A 15,025-nucleotide genomic window follows, 5' to 3' on the forward strand; every position below is an offset into this window, starting at 1 on the left:
GAACGCCAATGTTCAGCCATGTCCATGTCGGCAGCAACGACCCGGCCCGCGCCAAACGATTCTACGACGCGATCATGGCCGTGCTGGGCGGCGGGGAAGGGGTCAAGGATCCCGAGCGCGATCGCTATTTCTACAACCATGACGGCGCGATGCTGATCGTCGGCAAGCCGCTCGACGGGGGAGAGGCTACCGTCAGCAATGGCGCGACCATCGGCTTTCGCGTCGACAGCCCCGAACAGGGCGACGAATGGGTGAAAGCAGGCATCGAGAACGGCGGCACGCTGATCGAGGATGCGCCCGGAATCCGCAAGAAGACCGCGGGCACGCTCTATCTCGCCTATCTGCGCGACCCGGACGGCAACAAGCTGTGCGCGCTGAAGTTCATGGACCGCTGATCATGGAAACCGTCTCGGAAAACCGCAGCCACGGCGGCACGCAGGGCGTCTATCGGCACCAGAGCACGGCGACGGGGACCGAGATGACCTTCTCCGTCTTCGTGCCCGACCATGCCGAGGGGCAGGTGCTGCCTGTCCTGACCTATCTGTCGGGGCTGACCTGCACCCACGCCAACGTGACCGAAAAGGGCGAGTATCGCGCGGCTTGCGCCAAGCACGGCATCGTCTTCGTCGCGCCCGACACCTCTCCGCGCGGTGAAGACGTGCCTGATGATGAAGCCTATGATTTCGGCAAGGGCGCGGCTTTCTACGTCGATGCCACGCAGGAGCCGTGGTCTGCGCATTACCGGATGCGCAGCTATGTCGAGCACGAGCTTCCCGCGCTGATCCAGTCCCGCTTTCCGGTCGACATGGCGCGGCAGGGCATCACCGGCCATTCGATGGGCGGCCACGGCGCGCTCACCATCTCGCTGCGCAATCCGGGGCGTTATCGTTCGACCAGCGCGTTCGCGCCGATCGCCAGCCCGCTGAACTGCCCGTGGGGAGAGAAGGCGCTGAGCGGCTATATCGGCGCGGACAGGGCCGAATGGCGGCAGTACGACGCCTGCGCCCTGATAGAGGACGGCGCGCGCCTGCCCGACCTGCTTGTCGATCAGGGGACGGGCGACAATTTCCTCGAGGACCAGCTGAAGACGCATCTGCTGCAGCAGGCTGTCGACGCCGCCGGGATGACAGCGCAGATCCGGATGCAGCCGGGCTACGACCATTCCTATTACTTCATCTCGACCTTCATGGCCGACCATGTCGCGTGGCATGCCAACAGGCTGAAGCGCTGACGGCCCGTTTGCCGTTTTCGAAAAGCTGATGCGGTTCGCCGCACCGACCCCTCAAACTATCCTATATGGGTAGGGGTTTTAACTCGAACTTTACCCTTTTGACCCATTCCATGACCTGCGCACCGGGCGGTCATGGGATCCCGTCCGGCGCGATTTGGCACTTAATCGCACTTGCGAGGGACGGGGTTCATGGTGAACGGTCGAGGGATGTTTTTGCTTGCGAGTACGGCGCTGGTCTGTCTGACCGGCTGCGGAGGTGGAGAAGCGGGTACGGAAAGCGTGGCATCCGTCCCGACGACAGTGATGCCTGTGGCCAAGCCGGCGCCGAAGCCGACCCCCACGCCCAAACCTTCGCCGAGCCCGGCTCCGGCGCCGGCGCCTTCGCCGACACCCAGCCCGGCTCCGGCCCCCGCGCCGACTCCTTCGCCGACGCCGGCTCCGGCCCCCGCGCCCAGCCCGTCGCCGACGCCCAGCCCTACTCCGGCTCCGACGCCTGCTCCAACGCCGACGCCCACTCCGACACCGACGCCGACGCCTACGCCGTCCAGCGCGCCGCCGGGCACGATGATGATGGGGGCCGCCACGCATCTCAGCCAGGGCTGGGGGCTTCACACGCTCGACCGCGCCGACGACATATCGGTCGACCTGCTGCGTGACGGGCAGGAATGGGACCAGGTCGAACTGTCCAAGGGCACGCTCGACTTCTCGGGAGGCACCGCGCAAAAGCTTGAGGCTGCGTGCAAGCGCGGCAAGAAGCTGCTGCTGGTCGAGATTCCGGTCAACCCGCACTATGACGGCGGAAAGTTCGTCTATTCCCCCGACGCACGCGCCGCTTTCGCCAAATATCTGCGCGCCGTGGCCGACCGCTACGGCAATTGCATCGCCGGGTTCGAGATCGGGAACGAGATCAATGGCGGCGGCAACCTCGGCCTGAAATACCCTGACGGCTACGACCTCGAAGACACCTATATCGCGCTGTTGAAGGACATTCAGACGGCGATGGGGTCCAGCCATCCGGACATCAAGATCATCGGCGGTTCGACCAACATGATCGGCACCGGCTATCTCGAACGCTTCTTCAAGGCGGGGATGCTGAACTATATCGATGGCGTCGCGGTCCACCCCTACAACGGCTATGCCTATAGCCTGCCGATGGAGATCGCCGCGCTGAAGAAGGCGATGCGCGACAACGGCAAGGAGGTCGAGATCTGGATGTCGGAGTTCGCTCACGACCATCCCGACCAGAAGCTTGCGGCATCGGAAGGCATCAAGTCCATCACGCTGATGGCGGCGAACGGCGTGGACGCGGCCGTGTGGTACGCCCTGTACGAGGAAACATGGTTCCCCAACCTTGGCCTGTGGGACGGCACGACGATCAAACAGCAGGGACGGGCGGTTCGCCTTGCCGCCAGCAAGCTGCTGCGGCACGGCAATCCGATTAAGCTGAACACCGGCGATCCGGGCCTGTTCGCCTATCGCTTCGGCCAGGGCGCGACCATCGTGTGGGGCACCCCGCGCAAGATCAGGGTCGAAGGCGCGACCGAAGCCTATGACGCCTATGGCAACCGCCTGTCCTCGACCAGCGAGATGCAGGTGTCCGAGGTGCCGGTGATCTTCATCGGCGGCAATGTCGACAATCCGGGCACCAGCTACGTGCTGGCCGATACGCTGCTGCAATATGGCACGGGCGTCTGGAAATATTTCGCTCGCAGCCGCGATGGCGGGATGGATCCTCTGACCTACAAGACCCAGTGGTACGGCAGCGACCTACGCAGTGCATGGGATGCGGTGCTGGCCCTGGGACCTGAGGGCGGCCTTCCCGCGCGCGACGCCAACGACCCGCTGCGCGCCCTGTGGCAGTGGGAATCGGACAAGGCCCGGTCGGTGACGGTCAAGGCCTGCTTCCACAAGCGGCAGGAGGGCGGCGACGGTATCGACGTCATGATCGATCGCAACGGCAAGCCCTTGGCGACGCAGATCCTTACGAGCGGGCAGACGGTGATCAGCGCCGATATCGACCTTGCCGCGGGCGACAAGATCGCGGTCTCGGTCGGGCCGAACCAGACCTGGGGTCATGATGTGTTCGGCATGCGCGCCAAGGTATTCAAGCGAGGCAGCGCCGGCACGGTCGACTGTCCCAGCTGGCGCAAGGTGGGCTGATAGAGAAAGGGGGCCGGTCGCCTTGCGCGACCGGCCCCCTTTTTACCTCTTATTTCCGAACGTTACTCCAGCGTCATCAGGCTGGCATTACCGCCCGCCGCGGTCGTATCGACCGAGATCGAGACTTCCTCCAGCAGCCAGTGCAGGCAATAGGCCGGAACGTCCGAAGCACAGGTCTCCTCGGTTGCCGACTGGGTCAGGACCAGCGGCCCGTCGCGCTCGGCAAATTCGGCCAGCGCCGCGCCGACGTCGTCGGCATTGCCTTCGACCAGCGCGCCCGCGATCATCTGGTGGCCCAGCGTCTCGACCCGACCATGCAGTTCGGGCGGCAATTCGGCGGCCCAGTCCATGTTCTCCAGCACCGCGACATTGCCGGTGGCCAGCACAGCGGACAGCTGCTGCTGGAACCCCGCCCTGGTCTTGGGGCGGATCAGGATATGGCCGCGCTTGCGCAGTTCGTATGTGTTGCGCTCGCCCACCGGACCCGGGAGCACTTCGCGATAGCCCAGGCCGCCTTGATCGGCATAGGCCCGCGCGGCGTCCGATGCCGCGATCTCGCCGCGCATGCGCAGCCACTGCGCGAACTGGTGCACCGCCGGATCGGAGAGCGCCAGCGGCAGGGCAGGGGGCTGCGAGACGAGGCGGCCCAGATAGAGCGGCCCGCCCGCTTTCGGTCCGGTGCCCGACAGGCGATGTCCGCCGAACGGCTGGCTGCCCACGATCGCACCGATCTGGTTGCGGTTGATATAGATGTTCCCCGCCTCGATCACGCGGGCCACCTGGTCGACCGTCCCGTCCAGCCGCGTATGCAGGCCGAAGGTCAGGCCATAGCCCGACATGTTGATCTCGTGCACCAGCGGCACGAGGTCGTGGCGCGAGAAGCGCGTGACATGCAGGACCGGGCCGAACACCTCGCGGGTCAGCTCGGTGGTGGACTCCAGCTCGATGATGGCCGGGGCGACGAAGCTGCCATGCTCCGCCTCTGGCGGCAGTTTCAGACGCGTGACCTTGTGGCCGGCGGCTTCCATCTCGGCGATGTGCTTCTCGATGCCTTCCAGCGCTTCCTCGGTGATGACCGGGCCGATGTCCTTCGACAGCTGCGTGGTCGATCCGATCGACAATTGCGCCAGCGCACCCTTAAGCAGGCCCAGCGTACGGTCGTACACGTCGTCCTGGATGCACAGCAGGCGCAGCGCCGAACAGCGCTGTCCCGCGCTGTCGAAGGCGCTGGCGATCACGTCGCGCACCACCTGCTCGGCCAGCGCGGAGGAATCGACGATCATCGCGTTGATACCGCCGGTTTCCGCGATCAGCGGAATCGGCTTGCCGGCGGGCGACAGGCGCTTCGACAGCTGCTTCTGGATCAGCTGCGCGACCTGCGTCGATCCGGTGAACATCACGCCCTGCACCTTGTCCGATGCGACCAGCGCCGCACCGACCTCGCCCGGGCCCGGCACTAGCCGCAGCGCATGGTCGGGGACGCCCGCCTCGTGCAGGATGCGAACCGCTTCGGCAGCGACCAGCGGTGTTTCCTCGGCCGGCTTGGCCAGCACCGAATTGCCGCCGACCAGCGCCGCGGCGACCTGACCGGTGAAAATGGCGAGCGGGAAGTTCCACGGGCTGATGCAGCAGATCGTGCCCAGCGGCTCCTGCTCGTGCCCGAAAGTCTCGACCGCGCGATTGGCGTAATAGCGCAGGAAGTCGATGGCCTCGCGCACCTCGGCGATGGCGTTGGGCACGCTTTTGCCCGCCTCGCGGATGGTCAGGCCGATCAGCACGCCCATCTGCGCCTGCATGGTGTCGGCGGCGCGGTGCAGCGCCGATGCGCGCCGGCTGACCGGCACCTCGTCCCAATGCGACGCGGCGACCTTGTCGATGATGCCGGCTACGTCTTCGGGCGACAGGTCGTGGCTGACGCCGACGATGTCACGCCGGTCGGCGGGATTGGTCACGTCGCGCGGCGTGCCACTGCCGGGTTCGCCCGCGACCCATTCGCGCTGCGCGCTTTCCTTCAGGTCGGCGGTCAGCTCGGCCAGCCGGTCCTCGTTCGACAGGTCGATGCCTGCCGAATTCAGCCGCATCGGGAAGATACCCAGCGGCAGCGAGATCTGCGGGTGCATGCTGCCGGGACGATCCATCTCCGCAACCTGGCGGGCGGGATCGGCGATGAGATCCTCGATCTCGACATCGGGGTTCGAGATGCGGTTGAGGAACGAGCTGTTCGCCCCGTTCTCAAGCAGGCGGCGCACCAGATAGGCGAGCAGCGTTTCATGCGTGCCGACCGGCGCATAGATGCGGCAGGGCCGGTTCAGCTTCTTCTTCGGCACGACCTCGTCGTACAGCTCCTCGCCCATGCCGTGCAGGCACTGGAATTCCCAATCGCCCGGCTCGAACGCTTCGCCCTTTATCTCGTCGGCGAGGTGAAAGATCGTCGCCAGGGTCTGCGCGTTATGTGTCGCGAACTGCGCAAAGATATGCTCGCGCGCGTTCAGCAACTGGCGGGCACAGGCGATATAGGACAGGTCGGTGTGAAGCTTGCGGGTATAGACCGGGAAGTCGGGCAGCCCTTCAAGCTGCGCGCGCTTGATCTCGGCATCCCAATAGGCGCCCTTGACCAGCCGCACGGGAATGCGGCGGTCGGAACGCTTGGCCAGGTCGATCAGCCAGTCGAGAACCTGCGGACAGCGCTTGCCATAGGCCTGGATCACGCAGCCAAGGCCGTTCCAGCCCGCCAGTTCGTGCGCCATGGCCAGCTCCTCGATGATGTCGAGCGAGAGTTCCAGCCGATCGGCTTCCTCGGCATCGATGTTGAAACCGATGCCGTATGACTTCGCCAGCACCGCCAGCGCGCGCACGCGGGGCAGCAGTTCCTTCATCACCCGGTCCGCCTGCGCGCGCTGATAGCGCGGATGCAGGGCCGAAAGCTTGACCGAAATGCCGGGGGCGGCATGGACCGGCTTGCCGTCGGCGCGGCGGCCGATGGCGTGGATCGCCTTTTCATAGGCAGCGTAATAGGCAGCGGCATCGTTCAGATCGACGGCAGCCTCGCCCAGCATGTCATAGCTATAGGTAAAGCCGCGCGATTCCGGGCCCTTGGCGTGCCTGATCGCTTCGTCGATCGTCTCGCCCGCGACGAAATGCTCGCCCATGAATTCCATGGCTAGGCGGACCCCCGAACGGATCACCGGCTCGCCCGCGCGGCCGATCAGGCGCTTGAGCGCGGCGGCAAGGCCGAATTCGTCGGTCCGCTCGGTCAGCTCGCCGGTGACGACGAGGCCCCAGGTGGCGGCATTGACGAACAGCGAATGATCGGGCGCCAGATGCGAACGCCAGTTTCCGCGCGCGATCTTGTCGCGCACCAGCGCGTCGCGCGTGCCGGCATCGGGAATGCGCAGCAGCGCCTCGGCCAGGCACATCAGCGCCACGCCCTCTTCGCTCGACAGCGAATATTCCTGCATCAGCCCTTCGACGCCCCAGCCGTCCTGCTTCTTGCGGACCTTGGTGACCAGGTCGCGGGCAGTTTTCTCGATCGGCACGCGCAGGTGCGGCGGCATTTCGGCGCGCGGCAACAGGTCGGCGATGCATTGCTGTTCGGGCCGGCGATAGGCATTGGTAATCGCCTGGCGCAGCGGCGTCGCTTCGCGGATCGGGGGTGCGAAACGGGCAAACGGGTCGTTCCAGTCGGCAGTCCTGTCGAGCATGGAGTCCTTTCGGCTGGTTGGACGTTTGATCGCCTGATCGGCGATTTTCCGTCTGCTTCGGGTGGCCAAATCATTTCTTTATGTTAGCTGCAACCGCTCCCGGCGGACTTCGATCCGAAAAGACAGACACTCGACCCGAAAGAGGAACTATGAGCACGGATATTTCGAGCCAGAGTCAGAACACGCAACCGGACGGGCGGGTTCTTCTCGTCGGATGCGGTAATATGGGTTTCGCCATGCTGAAAGGCTGGATCGAACAGGGCACCCCTGCGAATCGCATCGACGTCGTCGAACCGAATGACGATTTGCGCCAGCGCGCAGCGGGCACCGGCGCCAGCGTGCATGCCGACGTGGCCGACATCATTGATGGCGAGGCGCCCGCCATGGCGATCATCGCGGTCAAGCCGCAAATGATGGCCAGGGTGCTGGCCGCCTACAAGCCGTTCGCGGCCGCCGGCACGACCTTCGTCTCGGTCGCGGCGGGCACGCTGCTGGGCACGATCGAGGGTGCGCTGGGGCAGGGCAGCGCGGTCATCCGCTGCATGCCCAACACGCCCGCCGCGGTGGGCAAGGGCATGATGGTGTGCTGCGCCAACGAAGCGGTGACCGACAAGGCGCGCGCGGTGTGCGAGACGCTGCTCTCCTCCAGCGGCAGCGTCGCCTTTGTCGAGGAAGAGCGCCTGATGGACGCGGTGACCGGGGTCTCGGGCTCCGGTCCCGCCTATGTGTTCCATTTCATCGAGGCGATGGCCGAGGCGGGCGTGAAGTCTGGCCTGCCCGAGGAACTGTCGAAGGAGCTGGCGATCCAGACCGTCTATGGCGCGGCAGCCTATGCGCGCTCGTCAGACGAGGATCCGGGCCAGCTTCGCAGCAATGTCACCAGCCCCAACGGCACCACCGCGGCGGCGCTCGACGTGCTGATGGGCACGGGCCGCCTGCGCGAACTGGTGGCCGAGGCGGTGGAAGCGGCCGCCGAACGCTCGCGCGAATTGTCGCGGGACTAGGACAATGGAGATGCGCGGGGCGGATCAGTCCACCCTGCGCACATCCACCGCATAGCTGAGGTTCTGGACGGTCGATCCGACGAAGACGCCGTCGATGGGCGAGACATCGCCGAAGTCGCGTCCCATGCCAACCGTGACATGGTCGCTGTCGGTCAGCCGGTCGTTGGTGGGATCGAACGTCACCCAGCCATCGTCTCCGCACCACACGGCGACCCAGGCATGCATCGCATCGGCGCCGACGAGCTTCTGCTGTCCCGGGGGCGGGCGGGTGTTGAGATAGCCCGACATATAGGCCGCGGGGATCGAATGCGCGCGCAGCGCCGAGATCATCACATGGCTCTGGTCCTGGCACACGCCGCGCCCGGCGGCGAAAGCCTCGTGCGGGGGGGTGCGGCTGGTCGAACTGCCGGATTCGTATGCGATCTTCTCATGCACTGCATGGGTCAGCTCGTGCGCCGCCTCGACGATCGAGCGTTCGGGCGACAGCATCGGCGCGGCCCAGTCGGCGATCGCCTGGTCCAGCCCCGCGATGCGCGATGCGAACAGATAGGGCGCGGGCGACCGGATCGACAGATCGCGCGACGCGGCGGCCATCTCGCGCACATCCAGTATGCTCATCGTCGTGGTGGGCGGCGGCGGCGGGGTGATCGTCATGGTAAAGCTGCTGGCCACCGACAATTCGGTCAGCGGCTGCTCGAACTGAATGCGCGTGGTGTTGATCAGATAGGGCCCGTCCTCATCCACTGCGCTGGCAGGCTGGGGGTTGAGCACGAGCTGCTGGTCCGAGATGTCCTGCCCCGGCCACGCATAGGGCTTCAGTCGCACATTGAACCGCGCCTGCGCGACCGGCGTAGCATAGGACAGCTTGGTGCTGTGCTCGACCCGGTAGGTGACCGTCTCTCGCCCGTCCTTCGCGTCCGCATCATTCGTGCCGGTTTCGGTAACGCCTGTGTCGTTCATGCCAGCAACGCTCCGCTTTCGCGCGACGGCGCGTCGGGCTGCAGGAAATAGCGCCGCCCGATGGTCGCCGCCAGCGTGCCCAGATCGTCGCGCAGACCCTGCAGAGTGGGGCCATCGAGCTGGCGTGCATCCAGCCCGGCGATCCTGGCGTTCAGCATCTGAGCCAGCCGGAACGGTTCCTCGGGCAGCCCGTCCTGGCGCAGGTCGGGCAGGGCGGCCAGATGTTCGGCCAGCCGCCGGGCCTGGTACGCCAGCCCGCGCGGCTCCGCGGGATCCAGCAGCACCATGTCGAGCACCGGGGCGATGAAGGGAATCGTCAGATAACGGCTGCGATACAGCGCGGTCCCGTCGATCAGGTCGAGCAAAGCGGTCAGATCCTCGGCACTCGCACTGCCGGGCACGATCGCCTGCACCGCCTGCAGCATCATCGAGGCGCGTTCGGTCGCCATGCCCATGTCGTAAAAGCGCCAGGCAGCAGTCCGGCCCATGTTGTCGGACACCAGCTGGGTGATGGCCGCGGTCTGCGCCACCACCGCGTCGCAGGCGTCGATCAGCGAATCGCTGTCCATCGCGTCGACCGCGGGCAGGTTGCGATGCACCGCCCGCCAGCTGTCGCGCGAAAGCCGGTCGCGAAGCAGCAGCGCGATCTGGCGCGCCTTCTCGATCAGAGAGGGGATCGATCCCGACAGCGAGCCATCGGTCAGCGCGGAGATCGCCATGTCATGCGGGCTCGGGTGGTTCTCGTCCGCGGCGGCCAGCGGTGCGGCGGACCATTGACGCAGCAGGGCGGCCAGCCGGTCGGCGGTGGTGACCGATTCCGGCACGGCCGTGCGCCCGGCGGGTCCGTCCGAATTCTCGACCAATATGCGCACGATCCGCGCGGTCTGGTGCAGGCGTTCGCCATAGCGGCCCAGCCAGAACAGATTGTCGGCGGCCTGGCTGGGCAATTGCCCGCCGCCGCGCCGAACCGAGGGTGGGTCCAGATCGGGCGTGCGGACGGTACGGTTGCTGTCCATTTCGCCCACCACGCACAGATCGGCCGAGAAATCGTCCCGTTCCATCAGCGCGGTACGCAGGTGCCCTTGCTTCGAAATGCGCGCGAAACCGCCCGGCATCACCATCCACTGCCCGTTCGGCCCCCGCGCCAGGAAGCAGCGCAGGGTGAAACGCCGCGGCTCGAACCGGCCGTTCACGATCGAGGGTGTCGTCGATGTCGCGACCAGTTCCTGCGCGACATAGTCCATCGGGCGGCGGGCAAGACCCTGCATGATCTGTTCGCGCGCGTCGGGGTCCATGTCCGCGCCGATGCGGGTGCTGCCCTCGGGGATACCGGGAACGCCGCCCCGGAACGAGGAAGCGAACACCAGCTCGTCGAAGCGGGACAGGGCAATGTCGCGCTCTGCCTTTTGCCCGCACCACCATGTCGCCGCATTGGGCAGCATCAGCGGCCCGCCGGTCACCACCTGCGCCAGGCGGGGCAGGAAAGCGGACATGGCGCGCGATTCGACCACGCCGGCACCGGGCCAGTTCGCGACCGACAGCTGGCCCGACCTGCAGGCATCGACCAGTCCGGCGACGCCGATCTGCGAATGCTGGTCGAAGGCCATGGGGTCGATGTCGCTGGTATTGATCCAGCGCCACAGCCCGTCGATCCGCTTGAGCCCCGCGACAGTGCGGACATACAGCTTGCCATCGCGCACCGTCAGGTCGCGGCCCTCGACCAGCGAAAAGCCCATGTGGCGGGCCAGATGCGCCTGTTCGGGATAGCTCTGGTTGAAACGGCCCGGGGTAAGCAGGCCGATGCGCGGATCCGCTCGCGTGCAGTCCGCGGCTATGCCGAAGCGCAAGGCCTCGAAAAATTCGGTGATGCGCCGCGCGCCGATGCCGGCGAGCAGGCTGCCCGTGCTGCGGATCAGCGCCAGCCGGTTTTCCAAGGCATAGCCGATGCCGGTCGGCAGCCGCGTGCGGTCCGACAGTACGCGCCATTCACCCATGGGTCCGCGTGCCAGATCGACGGTATAAACGCGTAAATGATAGCCGCCGGGCGGGCGCAGGCCGACCATCCGGCGGGCAAAATTGGGGCTTCCGCTGGCCAGGGCGGCAGGCAGATGACCCTTGTTGACCAGTTTCTGATCGCCATAGATGTCGGCAACGACATGCTCGAGCAGTTCGGCCCGCTGGATCAGCCCCGCCTCCAGCATGTCCCATTCGGCGGCGCCGATCAGCACCGGCATCGGGCCCAGCGGCCAGGGGCGCTCCCGCTCGTCGCCCGTCAGGCGGAAGGCCAGTCCCAGATCCTCGACATTGCGGTCGAGATAGGACTGGGTCTTCGCCAGATCCCCGCCGCCCAGCTGCCCCAGCGTAGAGGCGACCTGGCGCCAGCGGTTCGCCATGTCGCCGCTCGCCGTGGCGAAGATGTCGCCACGATCGGGCGCACGGTACCAGCCCAGCGGATCGTTGCCGGGGTCGGGGCCGAACAGCGTATCCCCTTGGGAAACTGGCGAATTTTCGTTCATCCCGCGCGTTGCGGCCTGCGAAGATCAAGCGTCATCGGGAACTCTCCACCATCCTCTGCGGGCGGAATCTCTATATCGCCGGGCGTGTGGCCGAATGCCTGGAATCGTGCCCGTCGGCGAGCTTCCGCCTCGAAATCGTTCACCGGCACATCTCCATAGGATCGTCCTCCCGGATGGGCCACGTGATACACACAACCCCCCAGCGAGCGATTGTTCCACGAATCGAAAACATCGAAGGTAAGCGGAGCGTCCGCCGGGAGTAGCGGATGGAGGCAGGACGGCGGCGCCCATGCCTTGTAGCGGATGCCGCCGACCGCCTCTCCGGGCTTGCCGGTGGGGTGCAGCGGAACGCGGCGGCCGTTGCAGGCGACGACATGGCGGCCGGGCACCAGCCCGCGTGCCTTGACCTGCAGCCGTTCGGTGCTGCTATCGACATAGCGGACCGTCCCGCCGATCGCGCCGGTTTCGCCCAGTACGTTCCACGGCTCCAGCGCGTGGCTGATTTCCAGCGCGACGCCGCCAGCCTCGACCTCTCCGTGGATGGGGAAGCGGAACTGGCGCTGCGCCTCGAACCAGTTTGGGTCGAAGTCGAAGCCTGCCTCGCGCAGGTCCTGCAGCACGTCGAGGAAATCGGTCCAGCAGAAATGCGGCAGCAGGAAGCGGTCGTGCAGCGTGGTGCCCCAGCGCACCAGCGATCCCGACAGCGGTTTCTTCCAGAACATCGCGGTCAGCGCGCGGATCAGCAGCAATTGCGCCACGCTCATCTTGGCTTCGGGCGGCATTTCGAACCCGCGAAACTCGACAAGGCCCAGCCTGCCGGTCGGACCGTCGGGCGAATAGAGCTTGTCGATGCAGATCTCGCTGCGGTGGGTATTGCCTGTCACGTCGACCAGCAGGTTGCGGAACAGCAGGTCGCTGATCCATGGAAACTGCGGCGGCGTATCCGGCCCCGGCACCTGCGCCAGCGCGATGTCGAGCTCGTACAGGCTGTCGTGCCGCGCTTCGTCGAAACGTGGGGCCTGGCTGGTCGGTCCGATGAACAGGCCCGAGAACAGATAGCTTAGGGAAGGATGCCGCTGCCAGTAGAGCACGAAGCTCTTCAACAGGTCGGGGCGGCGCACGAAGGGGCTGTCGGGCAGGCTCTTGCCGCCCAGCACGATATGGTTGCCGCCGCCGGTGCCGATCGAGCGACCATCGACCATGAACTTGTCGGCGGTCAGGCCGACCTCGCGCGCATCCTCGTACAGCCCTTCGGTGATCGCTCGGATCTCCTCGAAGCTGGCGGCGGGGTGGATGTTGACCTCGATCACGCCGGGGTCGGGCGTGACCTTGAGCACGTTGACGCGCGGATCGGGCGGAGGGGAATAACCCTCGATCCGAACAGGCTTGCCCATCTTCGCCGCGATATCCTCGATCGCGGCGACCAGTTCCAGGAAGTCCTCCATCGATTCGACCGGAGGCACGAAAACCGACAGATAATGCCCGCGCGGCTCCACCGTCATGGCGGTGCGTACGGCCTCGGCGCTGATTTCCTGTTCGACGCGTTCCTGCGCATGACCGTCGGGGGCGGCGACACGCTCGACGCGCTGGTCGGTGGGCGCGAAGCCGTCCTCGGGCGGCGTCGCTTCGCGCAGGTCGCGTCCGGTCGGGGCGGACTGGTGGCGGAAATCGGCCAGCGGCTCCGCCGGATCGGTCGACACGCGCGGGTGGATATAGGGATAGTCGGACTTGGGCACATGCGGCAGCGACCCCAGCGGCAGGCGATAGCCCAGCGCGCTGTCGCCAGGCACCGCGAACAATGCGCCGCGCCGGGTCGTCCATTGCTCGGTCTTCCAGCGGGGGCCCGTGGCGGGCTGTGCCTGCTGCGTCTGGGCCTTCTGCTGCTGGTCCTTCTGCTTCTGCGTTTCCTGTCGCTGGATCGGCAGGGCGAAACCGACCGGGCTGGTCAGCCCGCGCGTGAACGTCTTGACGATCCGCTGGCGTTCCTCCGGATCGTCGATCTTCGGGTCCAGCGCGGTGACATTGACCGGCAATTCCGCTTCGCGCTCGATCCATTTGTGCGGATCTTCATAGACCGGCTGGATCGTCTCGCCCGTCAGGCCCAAGGCGGCGGCGGCTCCGCCGATCAGGGCCTGCGCATCGTCGGCATCGACCGTCTGCTCGTGGACCGCATCGGTATCGGGATCGTCGCTGCCCCCCGCAATCAGCGATGGATCGTTCCAGATCGGCGTCCCGTCATTGCGCCAGTAGAGCGAAAAGCCCCAGCGCGGCAGGCTTTCGCCCGGATACCACTTGCCCTGCCCATGATGGAGGAGTGCGCCCGGCGCGAACCGGTCGCGCAGCTTGCGGATCAGCCTGTCGGCATAATCGGCCTTGGTCGGGCCGACGGCCTCGCCGTTCCATTCGGGCGCTTCCGGGTCGTCTGCTGCGACGAAGGTCGGCTCGCCGCCCATCGTCAGGCGCACGTCGCCTTCCTGAAGCGCCTGATCCACCTTCGCCCCCAGATCGAGCAGCGCCTGCCAGCGATTGTCGGTAAAGGGCTTGGTGATCCGCACCGCTTCATGCACACGGTCGACGCGCATCTCGAAATGGAAGTTCACCTCTGCCGGTTCGGCAACGCCGGTGATCGGCGCGGCAGAGCGGTAATGGGGCGTGGCGGCCAGCGGAATATGCCCTTCGCCCGCGAACAGCCCGCTGGTGGGGTCAAGCCCGATCCAGCCCGCGCCGGGGACGAAGATCTCGCACCACGCGTGCAGATCAGTGAAATCGGCTTCAGGACCCTTGGGGCCCTCGACCGGCTCGACATCCGCCTTCATCTGAATGAGATAGCCCGACACGAAACGGGCGGCATAACCCAAGCGGCGCAGCAGGTTGACCATCAGCCAGCCCGTGTCGCGGCAGCTTCCGGTGCCCAGCGCCAGCGTCTCCTCGGGCGTCTGCACGCCGGGTTCCATCCGCACGACATAGCTGATCCGCTGTTCCAGAGCCTGGTTGATCGCGACCAGGAAATCGATCGTGCGGCCCTGCTGCCTGCCGGCCCATTCGTTCACCAGCGCCTCGAACTCGGTGCCTGCAGGCACGGCATCGAAATAGGCGGACAGTTCCTCGCGCATGTCGTCCGGGTAGGAGAAGGGGACTTCCTCGGCCTCTTCCTCGACGAAGAAGTCGAAAGGATTGATGATGGCGAGATCGGCGATCAAATCGACGTCGATGGAAAAGCTGGTCACGCGCTCGGGAAAGACGACACGCGCCAGCCAGTTGCCGTGCGGATCCTGCTGCCAGTTGATGAAATGGCCGGCCGGTTCGATCTTCAGCGCATAGTTCGGCACCTCGGTGCGCGTATGCGGTGCGGGTCTCAGGCGGATCACCTGCGGGCCGAGGCGGACGGGCCTGTCATAGACATAGGCGGTGCGGTGGTGCAGGGCTGCTCGGATCATAACCGGTGCTTATCGG

General features: G+C 66.2%; 8 protein-coding genes. 4 read left to right on the forward strand and 4 right to left on the reverse strand.

The annotated features are described in order from the left end of the window. Positions 1-8 precede the first annotated feature (8 nt). The 3 genes from A9D14_RS04640 to A9D14_RS19335 all read left to right on the forward strand — a co-directional run bounded on the left by A9D14_RS04640 (position 9) and on the right by A9D14_RS19335 (position 3,391). Positions 9-395, forward strand: a complete 387-nt coding sequence (locus A9D14_RS04640) for a VOC family protein (RefSeq protein ID WP_066843349.1) — start codon at positions 9-11, stop codon at positions 393-395. 2 nt (positions 396-397) lie between these two features. Then, positions 398-1,231, forward strand: a complete 834-nt coding sequence (gene fghA, locus A9D14_RS04645; protein WP_066843352.1) for an S-formylglutathione hydrolase — start codon at positions 398-400, stop codon at positions 1,229-1,231. A gap of 564 nt (positions 1,232-1,795) precedes the next feature. After that, positions 1,796-3,391, forward strand: coding sequence for a glycoside hydrolase (locus A9D14_RS19335; RefSeq protein ID WP_066843355.1), 1,596 nt, complete (start codon positions 1,796-1,798; stop codon positions 3,389-3,391). 62 nt (positions 3,392-3,453) lie between these two features. Here the strand turns inward: A9D14_RS19335 and putA are convergent, their stop codons facing one another. Then, positions 3,454-7,092 (reverse strand): bifunctional proline dehydrogenase/L-glutamate gamma-semialdehyde dehydrogenase PutA, encoded by a 3,639-nt coding sequence (gene putA / locus A9D14_RS04655; protein WP_066843358.1) that lies wholly within the window; start codon positions 7,090-7,092, stop codon positions 3,454-3,456. Between the two features lie 236 nt (positions 7,093-7,328). Here putA and proC point away from each other — a divergent pair, with 236 nt between their 5' ends. After that, positions 7,329-8,096 (forward strand): pyrroline-5-carboxylate reductase, encoded by a 768-nt coding sequence (proC, locus tag A9D14_RS04660; RefSeq protein ID WP_232468765.1) that lies wholly within the window; start codon positions 7,329-7,331, stop codon positions 8,094-8,096. Between the two features lie 24 nt (positions 8,097-8,120). On the opposite strand, the gene A9D14_RS04665 is transcribed toward proC, so the two are convergent. The 3 genes from A9D14_RS04665 to A9D14_RS04675 are packed head-to-tail and all read right to left on the reverse strand — an operon-like array spanning position 8,121 to position 15,009. After that, a complete protein-coding gene (locus A9D14_RS04665; protein ID WP_083987633.1) occupies positions 8,121-9,056 on the reverse strand; it encodes a transglutaminase family protein in 936 nt (311 codons plus the stop codon). Continuing rightward, on the reverse strand, positions 9,053-11,572 hold the full coding sequence (locus A9D14_RS04670) for a circularly permuted type 2 ATP-grasp protein (protein WP_083987635.1): 2,520 nt from the start codon (positions 11,570-11,572) through the stop codon (positions 9,053-9,055). The genes A9D14_RS04665 and A9D14_RS04670 overlap by 4 nt, the downstream gene beginning before the upstream one ends. Further along, on the reverse strand, positions 11,569-15,009 hold the full coding sequence (locus A9D14_RS04675) for a transglutaminase family protein (protein ID WP_066843366.1): 3,441 nt from the start codon (positions 15,007-15,009) through the stop codon (positions 11,569-11,571). The genes A9D14_RS04670 and A9D14_RS04675 overlap by 4 nt, the downstream gene beginning before the upstream one ends. Between the last annotated feature and the right edge of the window lie 16 nt (positions 15,010-15,025).

It is taken from the genome of Croceicoccus marinus, assembly GCF_001661675.2.
Lineage (GTDB): Bacteria > Pseudomonadota > Alphaproteobacteria > Sphingomonadales > Sphingomonadaceae > Croceicoccus > Croceicoccus marinus.

Bases quoted from the DNA above. Each gene is read 5' to 3' on its own strand.
- A9D14_RS04640 (WP_066843349.1), top strand. From the start codon at position 9: ATGTTCAGCCATGTCCATGTCGGCAGCAACGACCCGGCCCGCGCCAAA.
- fghA (WP_066843352.1), top strand. From the start codon at position 398: ATGGAAACCGTCTCGGAAAACCGCAGCCACGGCGGCACGCAGGGCGTC.
- A9D14_RS19335 (WP_066843355.1), top strand. From the start codon at position 1,796: ATGATGATGGGGGCCGCCACGCATCTCAGCCAGGGCTGGGGGCTTCAC.
- putA (WP_066843358.1), bottom strand. From the start codon at position 7,092: ATGCTCGACAGGACTGCCGACTGGAACGACCCGTTTGCCCGTTTCGCA.
- proC (WP_232468765.1), top strand. From the start codon at position 7,329: ATGCTGAAAGGCTGGATCGAACAGGGCACCCCTGCGAATCGCATCGAC.
- A9D14_RS04665 (WP_083987633.1), bottom strand. From the start codon at position 9,056: ATGAACGACACAGGCGTTACCGAAACCGGCACGAATGATGCGGACGCG.
- A9D14_RS04670 (WP_083987635.1), bottom strand. From the start codon at position 11,572: ATGAACGAAAATTCGCCAGTTTCCCAAGGGGATACGCTGTTCGGCCCC.
- A9D14_RS04675 (WP_066843366.1), bottom strand. From the start codon at position 15,009: ATGATCCGAGCAGCCCTGCACCACCGCACCGCCTATGTCTATGACAGG.